Annotated in this window: 17 protein-coding genes and 1 tRNA gene; 13 read left to right on the top strand and 5 right to left on the bottom strand. The window is 43.4% G+C overall.

What is annotated here, in order from left to right; all coding sequences use genetic code 11:
• Positions 1-27: 27 nt before the first annotated feature.
• Positions 28-333, bottom strand: a complete 306-nt coding sequence (locus EFK13_RS10235) for a DUF948 domain-containing protein (protein WP_129505513.1) — start codon at positions 331-333, stop codon at positions 28-30.
• 151 nt (positions 334-484) lie between these two features.
• Between EFK13_RS10235 and EFK13_RS10230 the strand changes: the two genes are divergently transcribed.
• The 4 genes from EFK13_RS10230 (at position 485) to proB (ending at position 4015) form a co-directional block, all read left to right on the top strand.
• On the top strand, positions 485-1201 hold the full coding sequence (locus tag EFK13_RS10230) for a 3-ketoacyl-ACP reductase (RefSeq protein WP_129505514.1): 717 nt from the start codon (positions 485-487) through the stop codon (positions 1199-1201).
• A gap of 293 nt (positions 1202-1494) precedes the next feature.
• Positions 1495-1863, top strand: a complete 369-nt coding sequence (gene rtp, locus EFK13_RS10225) for a replication termination protein (RefSeq protein ID WP_003220337.1) — start codon at positions 1495-1497, stop codon at positions 1861-1863.
• A 173-nt stretch (positions 1864-2036) separates the two neighbouring features.
• Positions 2037-2903: a pyrroline-5-carboxylate reductase gene (gene proC, locus EFK13_RS10220; RefSeq protein WP_129505515.1), complete on the top strand. Its 867-nt coding sequence runs from the start codon at positions 2037-2039 to the stop codon at positions 2901-2903.
• Positions 2900-4015: a glutamate 5-kinase gene (gene proB, locus EFK13_RS10215; RefSeq protein WP_129505516.1), complete on the top strand. Its 1116-nt coding sequence runs from the start codon at positions 2900-2902 to the stop codon at positions 4013-4015. Before proC ends, proB begins: the two co-directional genes overlap by 4 nt.
• Before the next feature lie 49 nt (positions 4016-4064).
• On the opposite strand, the gene gltC is transcribed toward proB, so the two are convergent.
• Positions 4065-4967, bottom strand: coding sequence for a glutamate biosynthesis transcriptional regulator GltC (gene gltC, locus EFK13_RS10210; RefSeq protein WP_129505517.1), 903 nt, complete (start codon positions 4965-4967; stop codon positions 4065-4067).
• Between the two features lie 146 nt (positions 4968-5113).
• Here gltC and gltB point away from each other — a divergent pair, with 146 nt between their 5' ends.
• Positions 5114-9676, top strand: coding sequence for a glutamate synthase large subunit (gltB, locus tag EFK13_RS10205; RefSeq protein ID WP_129505518.1), 4563 nt, complete (start codon positions 5114-5116; stop codon positions 9674-9676).
• A 16-nt stretch (positions 9677-9692) separates the two neighbouring features.
• A complete protein-coding gene (gltD, locus tag EFK13_RS10200) occupies positions 9693-11174 on the top strand; it encodes a glutamate synthase small subunit (RefSeq protein ID WP_129505519.1) in 1482 nt (493 codons plus the stop codon).
• A gap of 57 nt (positions 11175-11231) precedes the next feature.
• Here the strand turns inward: gltD and EFK13_RS10195 are convergent, their stop codons facing one another.
• Positions 11232-12221, bottom strand: a complete 990-nt coding sequence (locus tag EFK13_RS10195; protein WP_129505520.1) for a zinc-binding dehydrogenase — start codon at positions 12219-12221, stop codon at positions 11232-11234.
• A gap of 128 nt (positions 12222-12349) precedes the next feature.
• Between EFK13_RS10195 and yofA the strand changes: the two genes are divergently transcribed.
• Positions 12350-13207, top strand: a complete 858-nt coding sequence (yofA, locus tag EFK13_RS10190; RefSeq protein ID WP_129505521.1) for a LysR family transcriptional regulator YofA — start codon at positions 12350-12352, stop codon at positions 13205-13207.
• A 95-nt stretch (positions 13208-13302) separates the two neighbouring features.
• Here yofA and ggt read toward each other — a convergent pair whose 3' ends face one another.
• Positions 13303-15066 carry a gamma-glutamyltransferase gene (gene ggt / locus EFK13_RS10185; RefSeq protein WP_129505522.1) on the bottom strand — a complete coding sequence of 588 codons (1764 nt, stop codon included), beginning with the start codon at positions 15064-15066 and terminating at the stop codon, positions 13303-13305.
• A gap of 184 nt (positions 15067-15250) precedes the next feature.
• Here ggt and EFK13_RS10180 point away from each other — a divergent pair, with 184 nt between their 5' ends.
• The 4 genes from EFK13_RS10180 to EFK13_RS10165 all read left to right on the top strand — a co-directional run bounded on the left by EFK13_RS10180 (position 15251) and on the right by EFK13_RS10165 (position 17779).
• Positions 15251-15481 (top strand): excisionase family DNA-binding protein, encoded by a 231-nt coding sequence (locus tag EFK13_RS10180; protein ID WP_129505523.1) that lies wholly within the window; start codon positions 15251-15253, stop codon positions 15479-15481.
• Positions 15482-15797: 316 nt separating this feature from the next.
• Positions 15798-16343 carry a site-specific integrase gene (locus EFK13_RS10175; RefSeq protein ID WP_129505524.1) on the top strand — a complete coding sequence of 182 codons (546 nt, stop codon included), beginning with the start codon at positions 15798-15800 and terminating at the stop codon, positions 16341-16343.
• 52 nt (positions 16344-16395) lie between these two features.
• Positions 16396-16468, top strand: a tRNA-Arg gene (locus tag EFK13_RS10170).
• A 160-nt stretch (positions 16469-16628) separates the two neighbouring features.
• Positions 16629-17779 (top strand): IS3 family transposase gene (locus EFK13_RS10165; protein WP_129507417.1). Its coding sequence is split into 2 segments (ribosomal slippage): positions 16629-16902 and positions 16902-17779, totalling 1152 coding nucleotides; the frame shifts between segments, so codons are not numbered across the junction.
• Positions 17780-17838: 59 nt separating this feature from the next.
• Here EFK13_RS10165 and iseA read toward each other — a convergent pair.
• Positions 17839-18384 carry a DL-endopeptidase inhibitor IseA gene (iseA, locus tag EFK13_RS10160; protein WP_129505534.1) on the bottom strand — a complete coding sequence of 182 codons (546 nt, stop codon included), beginning with the start codon at positions 18382-18384 and terminating at the stop codon, positions 17839-17841.
• A gap of 287 nt (positions 18385-18671) precedes the next feature.
• Here iseA and EFK13_RS10155 point away from each other — a divergent pair, with 287 nt between their 5' ends.
• Together EFK13_RS10155 and galM are read left to right on the top strand one after the other, a co-directional pair.
• Positions 18672-20063, top strand: coding sequence for an MATE family efflux transporter (locus tag EFK13_RS10155; protein WP_129505535.1), 1392 nt, complete (start codon positions 18672-18674; stop codon positions 20061-20063).
• 133 nt (positions 20064-20196) lie between these two features.
• The gene (gene galM / locus EFK13_RS10150; protein WP_129505536.1) at positions 20197-21174 is read left to right on the top strand and encodes an aldose 1-epimerase; all 978 of its coding nucleotides are present in this window, start codon (positions 20197-20199) and stop codon (positions 21172-21174) included.
• Positions 21175-21199: the final 25 nt, after the last annotated feature.

Below are 21199 nucleotides of genomic sequence, written 5' to 3'. Positions count from 1 at the left end.
ATCGTAACAACGGGATCTCATTCATCTTTATCTGCTATTCAAATGTCCTGCCTGCCACACCTCTTTGACTGCTTGGGGCACTTCTTTCACTTCAGCTGTTGTCTGCTGAAAGGCGTTTTTTTTCATTTGAACATCCTGCTGAATCTTCTTTTGTTTTTGCGTCAGCAGCTGCGCTTCCGTTTTTAATCCTTCGACTTGTTTTTGCATAGCCTGCGTAACAGAAGTGAGCTCCTTTAGTGCGGGATCTATTTTTTTCTTGTTTTGGATCACATTACACCCTAAGAAAATGATAGAAATAGCCAATACTGCCAGACTGATATACACAATAACCATATGTTCACTCCTTTTTCTTTTGTCATTACCCTGTTTTCGCTTTTTTAATCCAAAGAAATGATGATTGCACAGTTCGTTTGATTTGCGTATTGGATTTATTCTACTTATAATGTGATATCGTACATAGGTAAACAAAGAAAGGGTGCTTCAATTGCAAAATTTACAAAATAAAACCGCTCTTATCACAGGCGGAGGCAGAGGGATCGGCCGCGCTACAGCTCTTGCTCTTGCGAAAGAAGGCGTCAATATCGGGTTAATCGGCCGGACTGCCGCAAATGTTGAAAAAGTGGCTGAAGAAGTCAAAGCGCTTGGTGTAAAAGCTGCATTTGCCACTGCAGATGTAAAAGATGCCGAGCAGGTTAATCAAGCTGTAGCTCAAGTGAAAGAACAGCTTGGTGATATTGACATCCTCATTAATAACGCCGGAATCAGCAAATTTGGCGGTTTCTTAGACCTGTCAGCTGACGAGTGGGAAAATATTATAAATGTCAACCTAATGGGTGTGTACCACGTGACTCGCGCGGTGCTTCCGGAAATGATCGAACGCAAAGCCGGAGACATCATTAATATTTCATCTACAGCGGGCCAAAGAGGAGCAGCGGTGACAAGCGCTTACAGTGCTTCTAAATTTGCGGTTCTTGGGTTAACAGAGTCTCTTATGCAAGAAGTGAGAAAGCACAATATCAGAGTCAGCGCGTTAACACCGAGCACTGTTGCTAGTGATATGTCTATCGAACTGAACTTAACAGACGGTAATCCTGAAAAGGTGATGCAGCCAGAGGATCTTGCTGAATATATGGTGGCACAATTGAAATTAGATCCGCGAATTTTCATCAAAACAGCGGGATTATGGTCAACAAATCCGTAAAAAAAACGAGAAGCCTGTCTTGCGACAGGCTTTTTTATTTGAATGCGATCCGCTCTGGTATATGCATACTCGAAAACCAGGAAATTTGAAGAAAACAGTGAAAAACGCTATAATAAAACTAAATGAACTATGTACCAAATGTTCACTTTTGTTTTATAATCCGTTCCACATTATAAACAGCTAACACTAATTTTTTTGAATATCAGGCCCTAATATAAAGGAGGAAACCGATAGATTAAAATTGAATATTTAGTACATAGTGTTCTCAGTTGACAGAAGAAGGAGTGAATATAGTGAAAGAGGAAAAAAGAAGTTCAACCGGCTTTTTAGTTAAACAGCGCGCTTTTTTGAAACTTTATATGATAACAATGACAGAGCAAGAGAGGCTCTACGGATTAAAACTGCTTGAAGTGCTTCGGTCTGAATTTAAAGAGATTGGTTTTAAACCGAATCATACAGAAGTATACCGGTCTTTGCATGAGCTTCTTGATGACGGAATATTAAAGCAAATCAAAGTAAAAAAAGAAGGGGCTAAGCTCCAGGAAGTCGTCCTCTATCAATTTAAAGATTACGAAGCTGCCAAACTATATAAAAAACAGCTGAAGGTTGAACTGGACCGCTGCAAAAAACTGATTGAAAAAGCGCTCTCAGATAATTTTTAATAGAAACGAACACCCGGCGCAGCAGTGTGCATCGGGTTTTTTCTGCTATTCATTATACATAATTGTCGAAAAGAAACAATACACATCAATGATGACCTTCAAACTTGACATCATTTCCTCACGTGGTAACATTTTAAACGTGTGAAAATGCGAACAAAAAGCGAACAAAGGAGATGTTACCGATCTTTGATCAAAAGAAAGTAGCCTTTATAGGAGCAGGATCTATGGCGGAAGGAATGATATCAGGTATCGTCCGTGCCAACAAAATCCCGAAACAAAACATCTGCGTTACAAACCGCAGCAATACAGAGCGATTAGCTGAACTCGAACTTCAATATGGAATCAAAGGCGCTGCGCCGAGTGACATATGTATTGAAGACATGGATGTACTTATTTTGGCAATGAAGCCAAAAGACGCCGAAAGCGCTCTGTCATCACTAAAAACACGTATTCAACCCCATCAATTAATATTGTCGGTCCTTGCCGGCATAACCACCTCTTTTATTGAACAATCATTGCTTAATCAACAGCCGGTTGTCAGGGTGATGCCCAACACATCCAGTATGATCGGCGCTTCTGCAACTGCCATTGCACTTGGCAAGTATGTGTCAGAAGACCTGAAAAAGCTGGCCGAAGAATTGCTCGGATGCATGGGTGAAGTCTATACAATCCAAGAAAATCAAATGGACATATTCACCGGAATTGCCGGCAGCGGCCCCGCGTATTTTTATTATTTAATGGAATTCATTGAAAAGACAGGCGAGGAAGCGGGCCTCGATAAACAGTTATCACGCAGCATCGGCGCACAGACGCTTTTAGGTGCCGCAAAAATGCTCATGGAAACAGGAGAACAGCCTGAGGTCTTAAGAGACAACGTCACATCACCGAATGGAACGACAGCTGCAGGGCTGCAAGCATTGCAAAAGAGCGGCGGCGGAGAAGCGATTTCTCAAGCGATTAAGCATGCCGCTAAGCGCTCAAAGGAAATCAGCGACGATATCGAAAAAACAGCGGCCGCACTATCAGGAGTGATAAAGTGACGCCTGATACAAACATGAAAAGAATCGTTGTGAAGATTGGAAGCAGTTCATTAACAAGCTTTCATGGAGAAATCAGCATTCGAAAATTAGAAGCGTTGGTCGATCAGGTCGTCAAACTCAAAGACGCAGGATATGAAGTGATTTTGGTTTCCTCAGGCGCAGTGGCGGCGGGATATCGGAAGCTCGGATTTATCCGAAGACCAGAGAAGCTTCCGGAAAAACAAGCATCAGCTTCAATCGGCCAGGGCCTGCTGATGGAAGCTTATTCAAAGCTGTTTTTAGCACACGGCTATGTCGCATCCCAAATTTTGATTACGAGAAGCGATTTTTCTGATGAACATCGATATAACAATGTCCGAAATACTATGAATGTACTGCTCGAACGCGGTATCATCCCGATCATAAATGAAAATGATACAGTGACCGTCAATCGGCTCAAGTTTGGGGACAATGATACACTCGCAGCAAAAGTCGCCGGATTAATTGATGCAGATATGCTTGTGATTTTATCAGATATCGACGGATTATATGACGGCAATCCGCGCGCAAATCCAGAAGCGAAAAGGATACAGCGGGTGAGTGAGATAACGCCTGACATCGAAGCGTGCGCAGGTGACCCTGGCAGCGTCGTCGGTACCGGCGGCATGCGCTCTAAGCTTGATGCGTTTAAAATCGTAATGGCATCCGGCATTAAAGGCTTTCTTGGTCAGGCAGATGCCGGCGACATTTTATATCAGGCCGTTCATGAAGAGGCGGAAGGCACCTATTTTGAAGCAGAGGGAACGCTTCCGCTGAATCATAAGGAGCAGTGGATCGCTTTTAATTCCGGCCCGGAAGGTGAAATGATTTTATCAGATGATTATTCACGAAAAGTAACAAACGGCCAATCGAGTTTATATCTGGACGGTGTACAGGAGATTAAAGGAAAGTTCAAAAGCGGATCGGTTGTTCGCCTGATGGATTCAGAAGGGGCAGAAATCGGGCTCGGAATCGTCAATTATTCTTCTGTACAGCTTCAAGAACATGAAAAAAAGGAAGAGCTGTTAAACAAAGCTGTGATTGATCAGGAAGCATTTGTGTGCCATGTAGATTTATCTTTGCCTGCAAATTAATTTGCAGCAAAAAACCCGAAGCTTCTAATAGAAGCTCGGGTTCATTTTTTTATTGATACTGCTCCAGCTTAGAGAAGAATTGAATGACAAACTCATAAAAGTCATTCGCAGACGGCGCAAGCTCTCTCTTTTTCGGTTTAATGATTCCGACAGTTCGTTTTACTTGAGGGAACTCAATTGGAATTTTCACAGTAAAACGAGGTGTCGTTTCTGCAAACGTGCTTTCCGGCAGAAGGGTAACGCCCATTCCTGCGGATACCAATCCTTTGATGGCATCCAAATCCTCACCTTCCGTAGATACGAGAGGAGCAAAGCCGGCTTGCTTACAAGCATCGATTGCCATTTTTCTAAGCACAAATCCTTCCGGGAACAATACAAATTGGTCGTTGCGCAAATCGATTAAATGCACCGTTTTTTGTTTGGCAAGCGGATGATTTAATGGAACTAGCGCGTAAATTTTTTCTGTGAATAAAATTTTTCCTGTTATGTCTGGAAAATTCGTCGGCACCGGTCCTAATAAGGCCAGATCAATATCGCGGGTTCTGACAGCCTCAATCAGAAACTTGTAGGAGCCTTGGCGCAGCAAAAATTCGACGTGCGGATATTCTTCTTTAAATGCTGAAATGACAGTCGGCAAAAGCTGGCTCGCAAGGCTTGTAGGAAAGCCGATCTTTACCGTTCCGCGATGCGGGTCGAGATACTCATCAATTTGTTCTTTCGCATAATCGATGGCTTTCATTGCTGTTTTCACATGAATTAAAAATTCTTTTCCGATCGGCGTGAGTTTGATATTTCTCCCTTCGCGCTCAAATAAAGTCACATTTAATTCTTCTTCAAGATTTGCAATTTGTCTGCTGATTGCTGATTGGGCCACATGCAAATGATCAGCGGCTTCTGAAACGTGTTCACGTTCAGCCACCTCCATAAAATAGCGCAGTTGGCGCAGCTCCATGTTTGTCTCACATCCATCTATCTCATTTTGAGATTCTTTTGATCTAAATTATATATTGTTTATATCGTTTTGAAAACCTACAATAATTATAGAGTTGTTAGATTTTATGACCGGTATTATCGGAAATTGATCGGGGGAGAGGAATTATGACGTACAATCAAATGCCAAAAGCTCAAGGTCTCTACCGTCCTGAATTTGAACATGATGCATGCGGAATCGGCCTATATGCGCACTTAAAGGGCAAGCAGACTCATAACATCGTCAAACAAGGGCTTAAGATGCTTTGCCAGCTAGACCACAGAGGAGGCCAAGGCAGTGACCCGGATACAGGAGACGGAGCCGGCTTACTGGTTCAAATCCCTGATGCTTTCTTTAGAAAAAAGTGCAAAGACATCAATCTGCCGGAAAAAGGACGTTACGGGGTAGGAATGGTCTTTTTCTCACAGAAGGAAGATGAAAGAAAAAAAATCGAAAAGCAAATCAATGCACTGATTGAACAAGAAGGCCAAGCCGTTCTTGGATGGAGAACTGTACCTGTAAATGTCGGAAAAATCGGAACAGTGGCGCAAAAAAGCTGTCCGTTTGTCCGCCAGGTGTTTATCGGTGCAAGTTCTGATCTGAAGGACAATTTGTCTTTTGAACGAAAATTGTATGTCATTCGTAAACAAGCTGAAAACTGGGGAGTAACGGAAGGTCTTGATTTTTATTTTGCCAGTCTTTCAAGCCAGACCATTGTTTACAAAGGCCTTTTAACACCTGAACAAGTTGATGCGTTTTATTCTGATCTGCAAGATGAAGCATTCGTTTCTGCTTTTGCGCTTGTTCATTCACGCTTCAGCACCAACACATTCCCTACATGGGAAAGAGCGCATCCAAACCGGTATTTGGTTCATAACGGGGAAATTAACACCCTTCGTGGAAACATCAACTGGATGAGCGCGCGTGAACAGCAATTTGTATCAGAAAGCTTCGGTGAGGACTTAAACAAGATTCTGCCGATTCTGAATGCTGACGGCAGTGACTCTTCCATTTTAGATAACGCATTTGAATTTTTTGTAATGGCTGGACGCAAGCCGGCACATACAGCAATGATGCTCATCCCTGAGCCGTGGACGGAAAATACGCATATGTCCAAGGAAAAAAGAGCGTTCTACGAGTACCATAGTTCCTTAATGGAGCCGTGGGACGGACCGACAGCTATTTCATTTACTGACGGAAAACAAATCGGTGCTATCCTTGACCGGAATGGTCTTCGCCCTGCACGTTATTATGTAACAAAAGATGATTATATTATTTTCTCATCTGAAGTGGGCGTTATTGACGTTGAACAGGAGAACGTTTTATATAAAAACCGTCTTGAGCCTGGAAAAATGCTTTTAATTGACCTGGAAGAAGGCCGGATTATCTCGGATGAAGAAGTCAAAACACAAATTGCAACTGAGTACCCGTATCAAAAATGGCTTGAAGAAGAGCTTGTCCAAGTGAATCCTGATCCGGAATCAAGAGAGGAAGAACAGTTTACAGATCTCCTTACTCGCCAGAAGGCATTCGGATACACATATGAAGATATCCAAAAATATTTAATTCCTGTCATTAAAGAAGGCAAAGATCCTCTCGGTTCAATGGGGAATGACTCGCCTCTTGCTGTTCTGTCAGATCGCGCGCAATCACTGTTTAACTACTTCAAGCAGTTGTTTGCACAAGTAACGAACCCGCCAATCGATGCGATCCGTGAGCAACTTGTGACATCTACAATGACATGGCTCGGTGCAGAAGGCGATCTTCTTCACCCGAGTGAGCGAAACGTTCGCCGGATTAAATTGTATACTCCTGTTTTATCCAATGAACAATTTTACGCATTGAAAACGATTGTTCATCCTGATTTAAAAAGCCAAAAAATCGATGTGCTGTTCTCTGAGGATATTGAACGCGGATTAAAGGACATGTTCACACAGGCAGAGAAAGCCATCAGCCAAGGTGTAAGCTTGTTAATTTTATCAGACAAAAAGATGAATGAACGCCTGACACCAATTCCGCCGCTGCTGGCAGTCAGTGCGCTGCATCAGCATTTAATCCGCAAGGGGCTGCGTACGAAAGTCAGCATTATTGTGGAATCAGGAGAAGCGCGTGAAGTGCATCACTTTGCAGCATTAATCGGTTATGGCGCGGATGCGATTAATCCTTATCTGGCGTATGCGACCTACAAACAGGAAATTGATGAAGGCCGTTTGGATATCAGCTATGAAGAAGCGGTCAGTAAATATGGAAAAAGCATTACTGAAGGCGTCGTAAAAGTCATGTCCAAAATGGGGATTTCAACTGTACAAAGCTACAGAGGCGCTCAAATTTTTGAGGCGGTAGGAATCAGCCGTGAAGTGATTGACCGTTATTTCACAGGAACTGCATCACAGCTCGGCGGCATCGACTTAAAAACAATTGCGGAAGAAGCGCAGCGCCGCCACCAAGAAGCGTATCAGGATGATTACAGCAAAACGCTTGAACCAGGAAGTGACTTCCAATGGAGAAACGGCGGAGAGCATCACGCGTTTAACCCGAAAACGATTCATACCTTGCAATGGGCGTGCCGAAGAAATGATTACAATCTGTTTAAACAATATACAAAAGCGGCAGATGAAGAGCGCATTGGATTTTTACGGAACTTGTTCGCATTTGACGGAGACCGCAAGCCTCTGAAATTAGAGGAAGTCGAATCCGCTGAATCGATTGTTAAACGCTTTAAAACAGGGGCAATGTCATTTGGATCTTTGAGCAAAGAAGCGCACGAAGCTTTAGCTATCGCGATGAACCGTCTTGGCGGAAAAAGCAACAGCGGTGAGGGCGGAGAAGATCCGAAACGCTTTGTTCCAGATAAAAACGGCGATGACAGAAGAAGCGCGATCAAACAAATTGCCTCCGGACGTTTCGGTGTCAAAAGCCATTACCTCGTCAATGCGGATGAACTGCAGATTAAAATGGCGCAAGGCGCAAAGCCGGGGGAAGGCGGGCAGCTGCCTGGCAACAAGGTGTATCCTTGGGTTGCCGATGTCCGCGGGTCAACGCCAGGAGTCGGATTAATCTCGCCGCCTCCGCACCACGATATTTATTCGATTGAGGATTTAGCTCAGCTGATCCATGATTTAAAAAATGCCAACCGTGACGCAAGAATCAGCGTAAAGCTGGTATCAAAAGCAGGTGTAGGCACAATCGCTGCAGGTGTTGCCAAAGCGACTGCAGATGTCATTGTGATCAGCGGTTACGACGGGGGGACAGGTGCCTCTCCGAAAACCAGTATTAAACATACAGGGCTTCCGTGGGAGCTTGGTCTCGCCGAAGCACATCAAACGTTAATGTTAAACGGGCTTCGTGACCGTGTTGTATTAGAAACAGACGGAAAGCTCATGACAGGCCGTGACGTTGTGATGGCGGCCTTGCTCGGCGCCGAAGAATTCGGTTTCGCAACGGCTCCGTTAGTTGTACTCGGCTGTGTCATGATGCGCGCCTGCCATTTGGATACATGTCCTGTCGGAGTAGCGACACAAAATCCAGAGCTTCGCAAAAAATTCATGGGCGATCCTGATCATATTGTGAACTATATGCTGTTCATTGCTGAAGAAGTTCGTGAGTACATGGCTGCGTTAGGCTTCAAGACATTTGATGAAATGATCGGGCGCACGGACGCCCTTCATGTAAGTGAACGGGCAAAGGGACATTGGAAAGCAAGCCAGCTTGATTTGTCTACCCTTCTTTATCAGCCTGAAGGTGTACGGACGTTCCAATCGCCGCAAAATCATAAAATTGATCAATCACTTGATATTACAGCGATTCTCCCGGCCGTACAAGAAGCCATCGAGTCTGGAAAAGAAGCGGAAGTTTCTATCGAAATCAACAATACAAACCGTGTAGCCGGAACGATAACAGGAAGTGAAATTTCAAAACGTTATGGTGAAAAAGGGCTTCCGGAAGATACGATCAAGCTGCAGTTTACCGGATCAGCAGGACAAAGCTTTGGAGCCTTCGTTCCTAAAGGGATGACGCTTTATTTAGACGGGGACTCAAATGATTATGTCGGAAAAGGGCTTTCTGGCGGAAAAATCATCGTCAAATCACCGGAAGGATTCAATTCCGCTTCAGATGACAACGTCATTATCGGCAACGTAGCTTTCTACGGCGCGACAAGCGGAGAAGCATATATTAACGGACGTGCGGGTGAACGTTTTGCCGTTCGGAACAGCGGTGTGAACGTGGTGGTAGAGGGCATTGGCGACCACGGCTGTGAATACATGACTGGCGGCAGTGTTGTCGTACTCGGTGATGTAGGCAAAAACTTCGCTGCAGGTATGTCCGGCGGAATCGCTTACGTTCTCGCCGAAAACGTAAAAGCGTTTAAACGCAAATGCAACCTTGAGATGATTTTATTTGAATCATTAGAGGATGAAAAAGAAATTGAGCAAATCAAAGCAATGCTTGAAAAACATGCTGCGTATACAAACAGCCAAAAAGCGGCAAGCCTGCTTGATCATTGGGAAGACAGTGTAAAAAAATTCGTCAAAGTCATTCCGAAAAACTACAAACAAATGCTCGCAAGCATAGAAGAGCAAAAAGCTGCAGGCTTATCAGATGAAGAAGCTGTCATGTACGCATTTGAAGCCAACACGAAGCCAAAGCAGAATACAGCGTCATCGGGACAAAAACAAGCGATAGTACAGTAAGGAAGGGGAGAGGAACATGGGGAAACCAACTGGATTTATGGAAATCAAACGAGAAAAACCTGCTGAGCGGGACCCTCTCACTCGCTTAAAGGATTGGAAAGAGTATTCTGCTCCTTTTTCAGAAGAAGCATCGAAACGGCAGGGGGCGCGGTGTATGGATTGCGGTACACCGTTTTGCCAGATCGGTGCGGACATTAACGGATTTACATCCGGCTGTCCGATTTACAACTTAATTCCTGAATGGAATGATCTTGTCTACCGGGGCAGATGGAAAGAAGCGTTAGAACGCCTTTTGAAAACAAACAACTTTCCTGAATTCACAGGGCGGGTATGCCCCGCTCCTTGTGAAGGATCATGTACATTAGCGATTTCAGACCCAGCCGTATCCATTAAAAACATCGAAAGGGCAATCATTGACAAAGGATTTGAGAACGGCTGGATTCAGCCTAGAATTCCTAAAAAACGAACAGGCAAAAAAGTGGCCGTCGTTGGGTCAGGCCCGGCCGGACTGGCGAGTGCTGATCAGCTGAATCAAGCGGGGCATTCCGTCACTGTGTTTGAACGCTCAGACAGAGCGGGGGGCCTTTTAACATACGGCATTCCGAACATGAAGCTTGAGAAAGGCATTGTAGAACGCCGGGTTAAATTGCTGACACAAGAAGGAATTGATTTTGTCACAAACACAGAAATCGGCGTTGACATTACAGCTGATGAGCTGAAGGAGCAATTTGACGCTGTGATTCTGTGCACAGGTGCGCAGAAACAGCGGGATCTATTAATTGAAGGGCGCGATTCCAAAGGAGTCCATTACGCGATGGACTACCTGACACTTGCGACAAAAAGCTATTTAGATTCTAACTTTAAAGACAAGAAATTTATTGATGCCAAAGGGAAAGATGTCATCGTAATTGGAGGCGGGGATACAGGAGCTGACTGTGTCGCTACTGCTCTGCGACAAAAAGCCAAAAGCGTACACCAATTCGGCAAACACCCGAAACTTCCGCCGGCCCGCACGAATGACAATCTATGGCCGGAACAGCCGCACGTCTTTACGCTTGAATATGCGTATGAAGAAGCAGAAGCAAAATTCGGAAGAGATCCGAGAGAATACTCCATTCAAACGAAAAAAATGGTTGCGGATAAAAATGGCCAGCTAAAAGAGCTCCATACCATCCAAATGGAAAAAGTGAAAAATGAGCACGGAAAATACGAGTTCCGCGAGCTGCCCGGAACGGAAAAAGTATGGCCTGCTCAGCTTGTCTTCATCGCTATCGGCTTTGAAGGCACAGAACAGCCGCTGTTGAAACAGTTCGGTGTTGATTCTGTAAATAACAAAATCAGTGCAACATATGGGGATTATCAAACAAATATCGATGGCATATTTGCCGCAGGGGATGCAAGAAGAGGCCAAAGTTTAATCGTATGGGCGATTAATGAAGGCCGTGAAGTGGCGCGCGAAGTGGATCGATATTTGATGGGGAGTTCAGTTCTACCGTAAATAAAGGGGATTATCATATATAAGAGAAACCGGTCTGTATATCAGCCGGTTTCTTTTTTATTCCATCACGATTCCGATGTTTCCAAACTGTCTGCCTTCCTGCATTCTCGTATATGCTTCAAACGCTTTTTCTAAAGGATATGTGCGATCAATTACAGGGCGAAGCTTGTGTTTTGCAATGAAAGCAAGCATATCGTGAAATTCTTCACAGCTTCCCATTGAGGTCCCCAATACATTGATCTGAGGAAAGAATAAAGAACGAACCGGAAAATGGAGATCGTCCCCTGAGCTTGCTCCGAAGCTGACAATACGGCTGTTCGGTTTTACATGGCGGAAATATTCTGAAAAGAGGGCGGGGCCTATGCTGTCAAGAACAACATCAGCCGTTTCTCCCTGCAACTGTTCATCCCAATTGCTATAGCTGTTAAAAGCATAATCAGCACCTAGATGGAGCGCTTTTTTTCTTTTCTCCTCACTGCGGGATGTCACGCTTACTGTCGCTCCGATCGCTTTAGCCATGAATAAAGCGTAGGTTGCAACTCCGCTGCCGATGCCGGGAATCAAGAGATGCTCGCCTTTTTTCAATCGCGCTTTTGTAAACAGGGCCCGATATGCGGTTAAAGCGGATAAAGACAAAACGCCTGCTTCTTCCCAGGATAAATATGCAGGTTTTTTGAATACGTTTTGCGAAGGGATGATCACGTATTCAGCAAGCGTTCCGTCAGAAGGTCCTCCCAAAATCTCTGGAACAGGCGGTACATTCACTGTCAAATCCCAGTTCAATGTCGGGAAAATGATGACTTCTGTTTGAACAGCTGTGTTTTTGACGCCTTCACCAACCTCTTCAATAATACCGGCGCCGTCAGAACCCAGTATTATATGAGGATCTTGTTCAGATTTGTTATTCATCAAAAACAGATCGCGATGGTTTAGACCTGCAGATTTTACTTTTACTTTTACCTGTCCGTATCCGGGTTTTTTTGACGGAATGTCTTGAACTGATAACCCTTGAAGCCCTGCTTTTCCGTTGTGAATTGCTGCTTTCATGCTGTCTGCCTCCTAATTGAATTGTAGTTTTATATCTTTACATATTTTACATAGCGGTTTTCTTCAAGTAAAATGAACAAAAATGATAGCTGATATCACTTTTAATCATAGCAAGAAGGTGAGAGCCCGTGGAAAGCGGAGATTTAAAGATTTTTCAGGCTGTTGCCCGTGAAGGAAGCATAACGAAAGCAGCGCAAATGCTGAATTATGTACAATCGAATGTGACAGCCAGAATACATAACCTTGAGGAAGATTTGAACACCAGGCTTTTTCATCGAACGAATCGCGGAATGAAGCTGACCGTTGCCGGAGAAAATCTTTTACAATATGCTGATCAAGTACTAGCGCTGTTAAACGAAGCTGAAAAATCGGCACAGATGAGCCAGCAGCCGAAAGGGCCGTTGCGGATCGGATCGCTAGAAACAACGGCGGTAACGCATCTGCCCGAGCATGCGGCCTCCTTTCTTAGGCGTTTTCCTGAAGTTGATTTATCAGTGAACACAGCTGATACGCACAATTTGATACAACAGGTTCTAGATCATAAGGTTGATGGCGCTTTTGTATACGGACCGGTTGAGCACACGGATATCAGACAAATCCCTGTTTCCCGCGATGAATTGGTTTTGATTTCATCACGGGAGGGGACGGCAGAAGACATGCTTCGGCAGCCGATGCTCTTTTTTGGAGCCGGCTGTTCTCATCGCACCAGGGTCAAAAGATTGCTGGAGGAAGCAGGCGTTCAACATCAAAAAATCATAGAGTTTGGCACATTGGAAGCCATTGTAAGAGGAGTATCCGCCGGTCTGGGTACGGCGCTGCTCCCTAAGTCCGCTGTCGACTGCTACGAGCAACGTACGAATGTATGGATTCATCAGCTGCCAGCGGCGTATCAAGACTTAGAGATTGTATTTATATATAGGAAAGACTTTTTTATTACGAATGCGTTTCAGAGATTTATGGATGAGGTAGACGAAATGAAGAAGTGAAGCCTGTTGCGCTGCGATTATCAGGCATGAGGCAGGACATAAAGGTCTGTACAAAAAAACTGTACTCATGTGAACCGAGTACAGTTTTTTTTGTTTTATTTCCGTTTTAAATTAATGCCGATCGCCGCGCCGTTTCTGCTTGAATCAGCTACGCCTTTAAAGGTGCCGTTTTCATGGTCGATCGAAATGCTTTGCACGTTTCCGATATCAACCGGGCTTTTGCCGAATTTGTGGTCCATGCCGTTTAGTTTGCTGAGGACATCTTCAGGAACTCCATCTTCGTAGCGGTAGGAGCTCATGCTGTTTGTGTAAATTCTCGGCTCTTCAACAGCTGCTTTTAATTCCATGCCGTATTCGATGTGATAAAGAATGGTTTGCAATACAGATGAGATAATGGTAGCCCCGCCGGGAGATCCGACGGTGAGGACGGGCTTGTCATCCTTAAATAAAATCGTCGGAGTCATGCTGCTTAAAGGCCGCTTGTTCGGCTGTACTTCATTAGCTCCGCCTGGCACCGCATCAAAATCCGTTAATTCATTGTTTAAAATGACCCCGTAATCAGGGACCATAATGCCTGTTCCGAATAGCTGTTCAATTGTCGTTGTATAGGACACAACATTTCCCCAGCGGTCAGCAACTGTAAAGTGGGTTGTTTGGCCTTCTGCTTTGTCTTTCGGCTGTTCGACTTGCTTATAGTTTGCCGATCCTTCTTGGTATTTCCAAGGGTCGCCGGCTTTTGGCTTTTTATTCACTTGGTCTAGGCTGATTAACTGCTGGCGTTCTTTAATATAATCGGGATGAAGCAGGCCTTTGAGAGGAACGTTTACAAATTCGGGATCACCTGCGTAAGATGCACGGTCGGCATAAGACAAATGCATCGTCTCGGCAAGCAGCTGATATTTTTCCCATGAGCGGACATCGTATTGTGAAAGGTTAAAATCATCTAGTATTTTCAGCATTTGCAATAAGAAAATACCGCCGGAGCTTGGAGGAGGGGTAGTGGCGATTTGATAGCCTTGATAATCTCCCCAAATCGGTTCATCGATTGTAATGTCGTAATTTTCTAAATCTTTTTTCGTCATTGATCCGCCGAAATCCTGTACTGTGTCAGAAAGCGCTTTGGCAAATTTCCCTTCATAAAAAGCGTCAGTGCCTTTTGAGCGAATAAGCTTAAACGTTTTTGCCAAATCCTTTTGAATCAATGTATCGCCTTCTTTAAGAGGCTCGCCATTTGGCAAAAATACATCTTTTGCGGCAGTCCGTGACAGTTTTTCCTGATAATCAGAAATGGCATCCGCCAACACCGAATCAATCGGAAAGCCTTTATCAGCGAGTTTGATAGAAGGGGTGATTAATTGCTTCATTGAACGGGTTCCCCATTTTTCCAAGGCTTCTTCCAGCCCTTTCAGCGTACCCGGAACACCGACGGCAGTGCCTTTTGTCACGCGTTCAGAGAAGGGAATCGCTTTGCCGTCTTCATCAAGAAACATATCAGGAGTTGCGCCTGCTGGAGCACGTTCACGGCTGTCAATGATGGTTGTATCCTTTGTTTTTTCATCATACACCATCATAAAACCGCCGCCGCCAATACCTGACATCATCGGCTCTGTTACATTGAGCGCAAATTGAATGGCGACCGCCGCGTCAATGGCATTTCCCCCTTTTTTCAGTACATCAGCACCAATTTCCGAAGCGAGAGGATGCGCCGTGGCCACCATGCCGTCGTTCCCAACATCTACTTGCTTGTACTCATCATAGCTTTTGGGCGGTTTTTTAGCTTCCGCCTGAAAAGGGACACTTCCAGCGACTAACAGAACACTAAGCAGAGCTGTTAAACAGACGTTCACCGTTCTTTTCATGTTCTCCCTCCTATATGAAGCTGTTATGTTACAATCTTAGCGTAAAAAATTCACAGCTTTTTCACAAGTGACAAATGGTATATTATATAGAACATTCTCCCGCTTTTCTGAGCGAAAATGATTATATTGGTATGAGCCTTGTGCTATATTAGAATCAGCATACGGATGAAGAAAGGACTGCTATATGTATTTAACGATTGAAGAAACAGCAGAATATACAAATCTCCCAGAGGATTATATCAAAAGCTTGGTGCTTGAAGGAAAAATCAGAGCGGTTCATGACGGTGAGCAATTTTTGATTTTTAAGGAGCAGTTCAAAACGCATCTCGAACAGCTGGAAAATTACAAAGCGCTCGTGCAGGAAATATTAAATGAACCGATCCCGGAAGATATTGATGTGAAGGATGAGGATTAGGACACAATTTCAAATTGTGTCTTTTTTTTGCATGTTTTTTTAGAAGTGCCAGAAAAATGGAATCCTCAGATTTTGTTCTAAGAGGTTTTTAAACAGACGTTAGAGTAATAAGTATCAAATGGGGCAAAAGCTTTATATGGGCGTTTTAACGCATTTTAATAGGGAGAGGGTTTTTGGAAAGCTATTTAATCCCTTATGTAACACTATGTATATTATGTTACATAAATGCCGCCAGACTTTGACTTTCAAGGTTTTTCAGCTATAATAGTAACATAAGCCTCAAAACGTTACATAACCGTTTTTAAGGAGTTTTTTGATGCATATTGTACAGCCGATTCGCAGTTTAGAGAAAATCCAACAAGTAAAACAGTATTTGCTGAACAAAAATAAACGGGATTACTTTTTATTTATTTTCGGCATCAACAGCGCGCTCCGTATTTCTGATATTCTGCCACTGCAAGTGAAGGACGTGAAAAATAAAGATCATTTATGGGCGACGGAAAGCAAAACGAAAAAGAAAAGGAAGATTCTGATTTTAGAATCGCTGAAACACGAAATATACGAGTATACGAAAGACATGAAAGAAAACGAATATCTATTTAAGTCTCTCCGGACCAGGAAGCCGATTTCCCGCATTCAGGCCTACAGAATTTTAAGAGAGGCCGCGGCGGCGTGCGGACTTGAGGAGATAGGGACGCATACGCTCCGGAAAACGTTCGGCTACCATTTTTATCAGCGGACAAAAGACATCGCCGAGCTGCAGAGAATACTGAATCATTCATCACCCTCGATTACAATGCGGTATATCGGTATTGATGAAGATACGACAAGAGCCGCGTATAAAGTTTTTGGAGGGCTTTAATACAAAGCGCTTGAAAATATTGATCATCAGAGCTACTATATACATACGAAAAGCTCTAGTAGCACAGCGGATAGTGCAGCAGTTTCCTAAACTGCAGGTCGGGAGTTCGAATCTCTCCTAGAGCGTCAATATGACAATGGGCTATTTGCCTGTTGTCTTTCTTTATGCCAAATAAAAAACGCCCGCTTATGGGGACTGACCCCATAAGATGAGACAAATAAAAACACCTTCAAGTTTGAAAACGGATGATTGTTATCCGAAATTAGACTTGGGGGTGTTTTTTCTATGGGGACAAGAGTGAGTTATCCGGTTGAAGTGAAACAGAAGGCTGTAGAAATGAGATTGGCAGGCGTACCTATGAAAGAGATCATGCAGAAATTGAATATTAAGAATAAGACACAGGTTCAGACATGGGTTAGATGGCATAAGGCTGGTGATACACATCGATTCGAACAGCCTGTTGGAAAGCAATACACTTACGGAAAAGGTCCGGAGTATTCTTCCGAATTAGAGAAACTGCAGGCAGAGAATTGTTATCTAAGACAACAGAATGAAGTGTTAAAAAAGTACAACGAATTGGAAAGGAAGTTGATAGCGAAACGTCAGTCGAACTTGTAGAAGTATTGCGCAGCACAATGACCGTGCAGGATATCTGTATTCATTTAGGTATCTCTCGAGCGTCTTATTATCGTTGGAAGAAGAATCGGATGAAGGATCATCCCAAGCGACATTTGGAAAAACAAATCGGTACGTTGTGCCGAGAGCACAAGTATCGATATGGATATCGGAAAATCACAGCCATTTTAAAAAAGGGAATGCGTATCAACCATAAAACGGTTCAACGTATTATGCAGAAAAATCAGTGGCAGTGCCGGGTTAAGGTGAAAAAGCGTAAGAAGAATGGGCAGCCATATGCCGTAGTCGATAATATATTGGATCGGAACTTTCAGTCTGATCGCCCTCTTGAAAAACTAGTAACGGACATCACATATTTGCCTTATGGGCAGAAACAATTGTACCTTTCCAGTATATTAGATTTATACAATGGAGAAGTGATTGCTTATACGATTGGCGATAAGCAGGACACAGACTTTGTCTTAGACACACTTGAGCAGCTGCCAACATTGCCTGAGAACTGCGTGTTACATAGCGACCAAGGTTCTGTGTATACATCCTACGAGTATCAAAAAGCTGTTAACACAAAAGGCATTATCATGAGCATGTCCCGCAAAGGGACGCCCGCTGATAATGCCTCCATCGAATCGTTTCATTCCTTACTAAAGTCTGAAACGTTCTATCTTAACAGCATTGATCGAACTACGACCGCCATCGTAGAACGCACTGTCACAGAATACATTCATTATTATAACAATATTCGTATTCAAACGAAACTAAACAACCAATCACCGATAAACTATCGGCAATTGGCTGTTTAAAAGGTGTTTTGATCCCTGTCTCAAAAACGGGGGTCAGTCCCATGCAGGGCGTTTTTTTCTTATATAACTGCGTCAAATTGATTGACTTTCCACTCTTTATTTTCTTTTACAAAAGTCACTTTGCGTTTCGCTGAAGGTGATCCGTCTAAAGTAGGAACGGTAAATTCGTATGTGACTGTGCCGCCTTTTTTAGAGATCAGTTTAGCCGTTGATTTTTTCCAATTTAAAAGGTTGTCTCCATCGCCGATTGGAACCGCAAGTTTTCCTTTTGAAACAGTGAAATGATATTCTTTAAAACCTTTTTCGATTGCTGTTTTTGTGAAAATAGGAGTTAAGTAATTTACCGCTTTTGCTTTAGTGCCTAAATCACTACACATGTACACGTATTGAAGATTTTGATACTCAAATGTACCTGAAGGGCAAACTGCTTTTTTCGCTTTTGGATTATGTCCGCTCATTGTGTTCCAAAAGTGTTCTCTTGCTGATAATGCCAGCTGCAATGCTTGTTTTTGTGATAAATCGCCAGATGTATTTTTCGCAAATGCATTTGTGCTTAATGACAGAATAAGTGCAATCGTTGTTAGAAATAGAAGACATTTTTTCATTGTGGTTCACTCCTTCGAAATCTCTTTCTCTTATGTTACAAATGTTACAATAATTACGGATAGATTACAACACTTTTGCATAAATTATTTTTTATTCTTTTATTCACAAAGAAATAGGCTGTTACTTGCTAGTTTATTTTTCGAAAGTTAAAAAGATGTGTAAAATGAGAAGAATCGGGAAGGGTTTCATATGGACAGTGATGAATAATAACATGTTGCATATCCTGTTTTTGTCAAAAAGAATAGGAACATGTTTACAAACGAATTTATATAAAGGAGCCTTCAATATGGAAACATCACAAGAACATCTTGTACCCCAGAAGAAAAGTAATCCATCTGTCTGGCGGTCTATGTCACTCTTTTTAGTGCCGCTTCTGCTAAGCAATGTACTGCAATCAGTCGGCCAGTTAGTAGGAATGATGGCTGTAGGCAGATGGCTTGGTGTTGATGCCGTTGCGGCTGTATCATCCTTTTTCCCGTTATTTTTTCTTTTAATCTCATTTACGATAGGGATTGGTTCAGGAAGTTCGATTCTGATCGGACAGGCCTACGGGGCGAAGAATGAGGAGCGGTTAAAGGCTGTTGTCGGAACGACGCTCACATTTACGTTTTTATTAGGGGTTGTGTTAGCTGTCATTGGCAGTATTTTCACCCTCGATATTCTTCGTTTAATGGGCACGCCTGAAAACGTCATTCATATCAGCGCCAGCTATGCACGCATTTTATTTTACGCTATGCCATTTATGTTTTTATATTTTGCTTATACAACATTTTTGCGCGGTACAGGGGATTCTAAGACACCATTTTATACGCTGATTGTGAGCACGGTCATTAACATAGCGCTTTTGCCTGTCTTAATCCTTGGCATGTTCGGTTTTGCGAAACTGGGCATATACGGCTCCGCATATGCAACCGTCATTTCCACGATTGCAACTTTTATCGTGTTAATGGTGTATTTGCGAAAACGAAACCATCCGCTGCAATTTGATAAAACAGTGCGCCGTTATTTGAAAATGGATAAAGAATTACTGGCTCTTCTGCTGCGCCTCGGGATTCCATCAAGCATTAACATGATTCTCGTCTCATTATCAGAGATAGCGGTTATTTCATTCGTCAACCATTACGGATCTAATGCGACAGCTGCATACGGTGTGGTCAACCAGGTAGCCAGCTATGTGCAGATGCCGGCCGTCAGCCTCGGCATTGCGGTGTCTATTTTCGCCGCGCAATCGATCGGAGCGAATGAGTTTGACCGCTTAAAGCAGGTCATTCGCGTCGGGATTTGGCTGAATTATATCATTGGCGGTGTGCTGATCATCCTGATCTATGTTTTTTCACAGCAAATTTTAGGCTTATTTTTAACCGAGAAAGACACACTTTACATCGCGCACCGTCTCTTGATGATTACTTTGTGGAGTTATTTGCTGTTTGGAAATGCCCAAATTATTTCTGCAACGATGCGGGCAAGCGGAACGGTTTTATGGCCGACCGTTATCAGTATTTTCGCCATCTGGGGAATAGAAGTGCCTGTTGCGTTCGTACTTTCCCACTACACAAAGCTTGAAATACTTGGCGTCTGGGTTGGCTATCCGGCTGCGTTCGCTGTCAGTTTGCTGTTGATTTATGGGTATTATCAATTCGTGTGGAAAAAGAAACAAATTACACGTCTCATCCAATAGTCTCCCGAATCACACCGTTCATGAGTTTGAACGGTGTTTTTTTATTTGGAAGGGGAAACATAAAATGGAGGAAATATGGCACAGTACATTGAATTCTTATACAAGCGATGAATCAAGGAGAGGTTGAGTAGACATGGCAAACTTTATTGAAAAAATCACGTATTTGGGAACGCCGGCCATTAAAGCGGGGAACGAACACTTAGAAATGATTGTTGTCCCCGAGTGGGGGAGCAACGTCATTTCTCTCGTGGACAAAATAACAAAGATCCAGCTTTTGCGTGAACCGGAAACAGCAGAAAGCTTCCAAGACACACCAACATTGTACGGCATTCCAATCCTGTTTCCGCCTAACCGCATAAGTGACGGTACATTCAGTTTCCGGGGCAGAACATATCATTTTGATATTAACGAAAAGGATAAACACAACCATCTTCATGGGTTTCTTTATCAGGAAAAGTGGGACGTTGTGACAATGAAGCAAACGGACGAAGAAGTTATCGTTGAAACTGAGATTGATCTTTCAGAGCTTTCTCATGTGTATAAGCAGTTTCCGCATCATGCTGTCGTTCGGATGACATACACGCTAAAGGGGAATACTCTATTTAAATATGCGACGGTCATGAACAAAGGAAAGGAAGCGTTTCCTTGGGGAATCGGTTATCATACTACATTTGTGTTCCCGGAAGAAAGCTCCCTATTCTCCCTGACAGCAGATGAGCAATGGGAGTTGGATGAACGCCTGCTGCCGACTGGGAAGCTGGCGGATGTACCGAATAAAGAAGCATTGCATGAAGGCATGGATTTACGTCAGAAGCAGCTGGATGATGTCTTTTTATCCGCTTATCAGAAAAGAGGCGGAGAAAATCAGGCAATCATTTATCATCAGCAGGCACATATAAGTATTGTTTATAAGGCAGATGAACAATTTAAACATTGGGTTGTATACAATGCGGACGGAAAACAGGGGTATTTATGCCCTGAACCTTACACATGGGTGACAAACGCTGTGAACCTTGATTTACCTTCATCACTGACTGGTTTACAAGTGCTGGAACCGGGAGAAGAAACGACTGCCAAAAGCAGTATCACCATTGAACTGAATCATCAATAACCAATGATGAGACGCAGAGAGGCGG

Source organism: Bacillus cabrialesii (assembly GCF_004124315.2).
Lineage (GTDB): Bacteria > Bacillota > Bacilli > Bacillales > Bacillaceae > Bacillus > Bacillus cabrialesii.
Note: the sequence above shows the minus strand (reverse complement) of the source record. Positions and strands in the feature narration are given on the sequence as shown.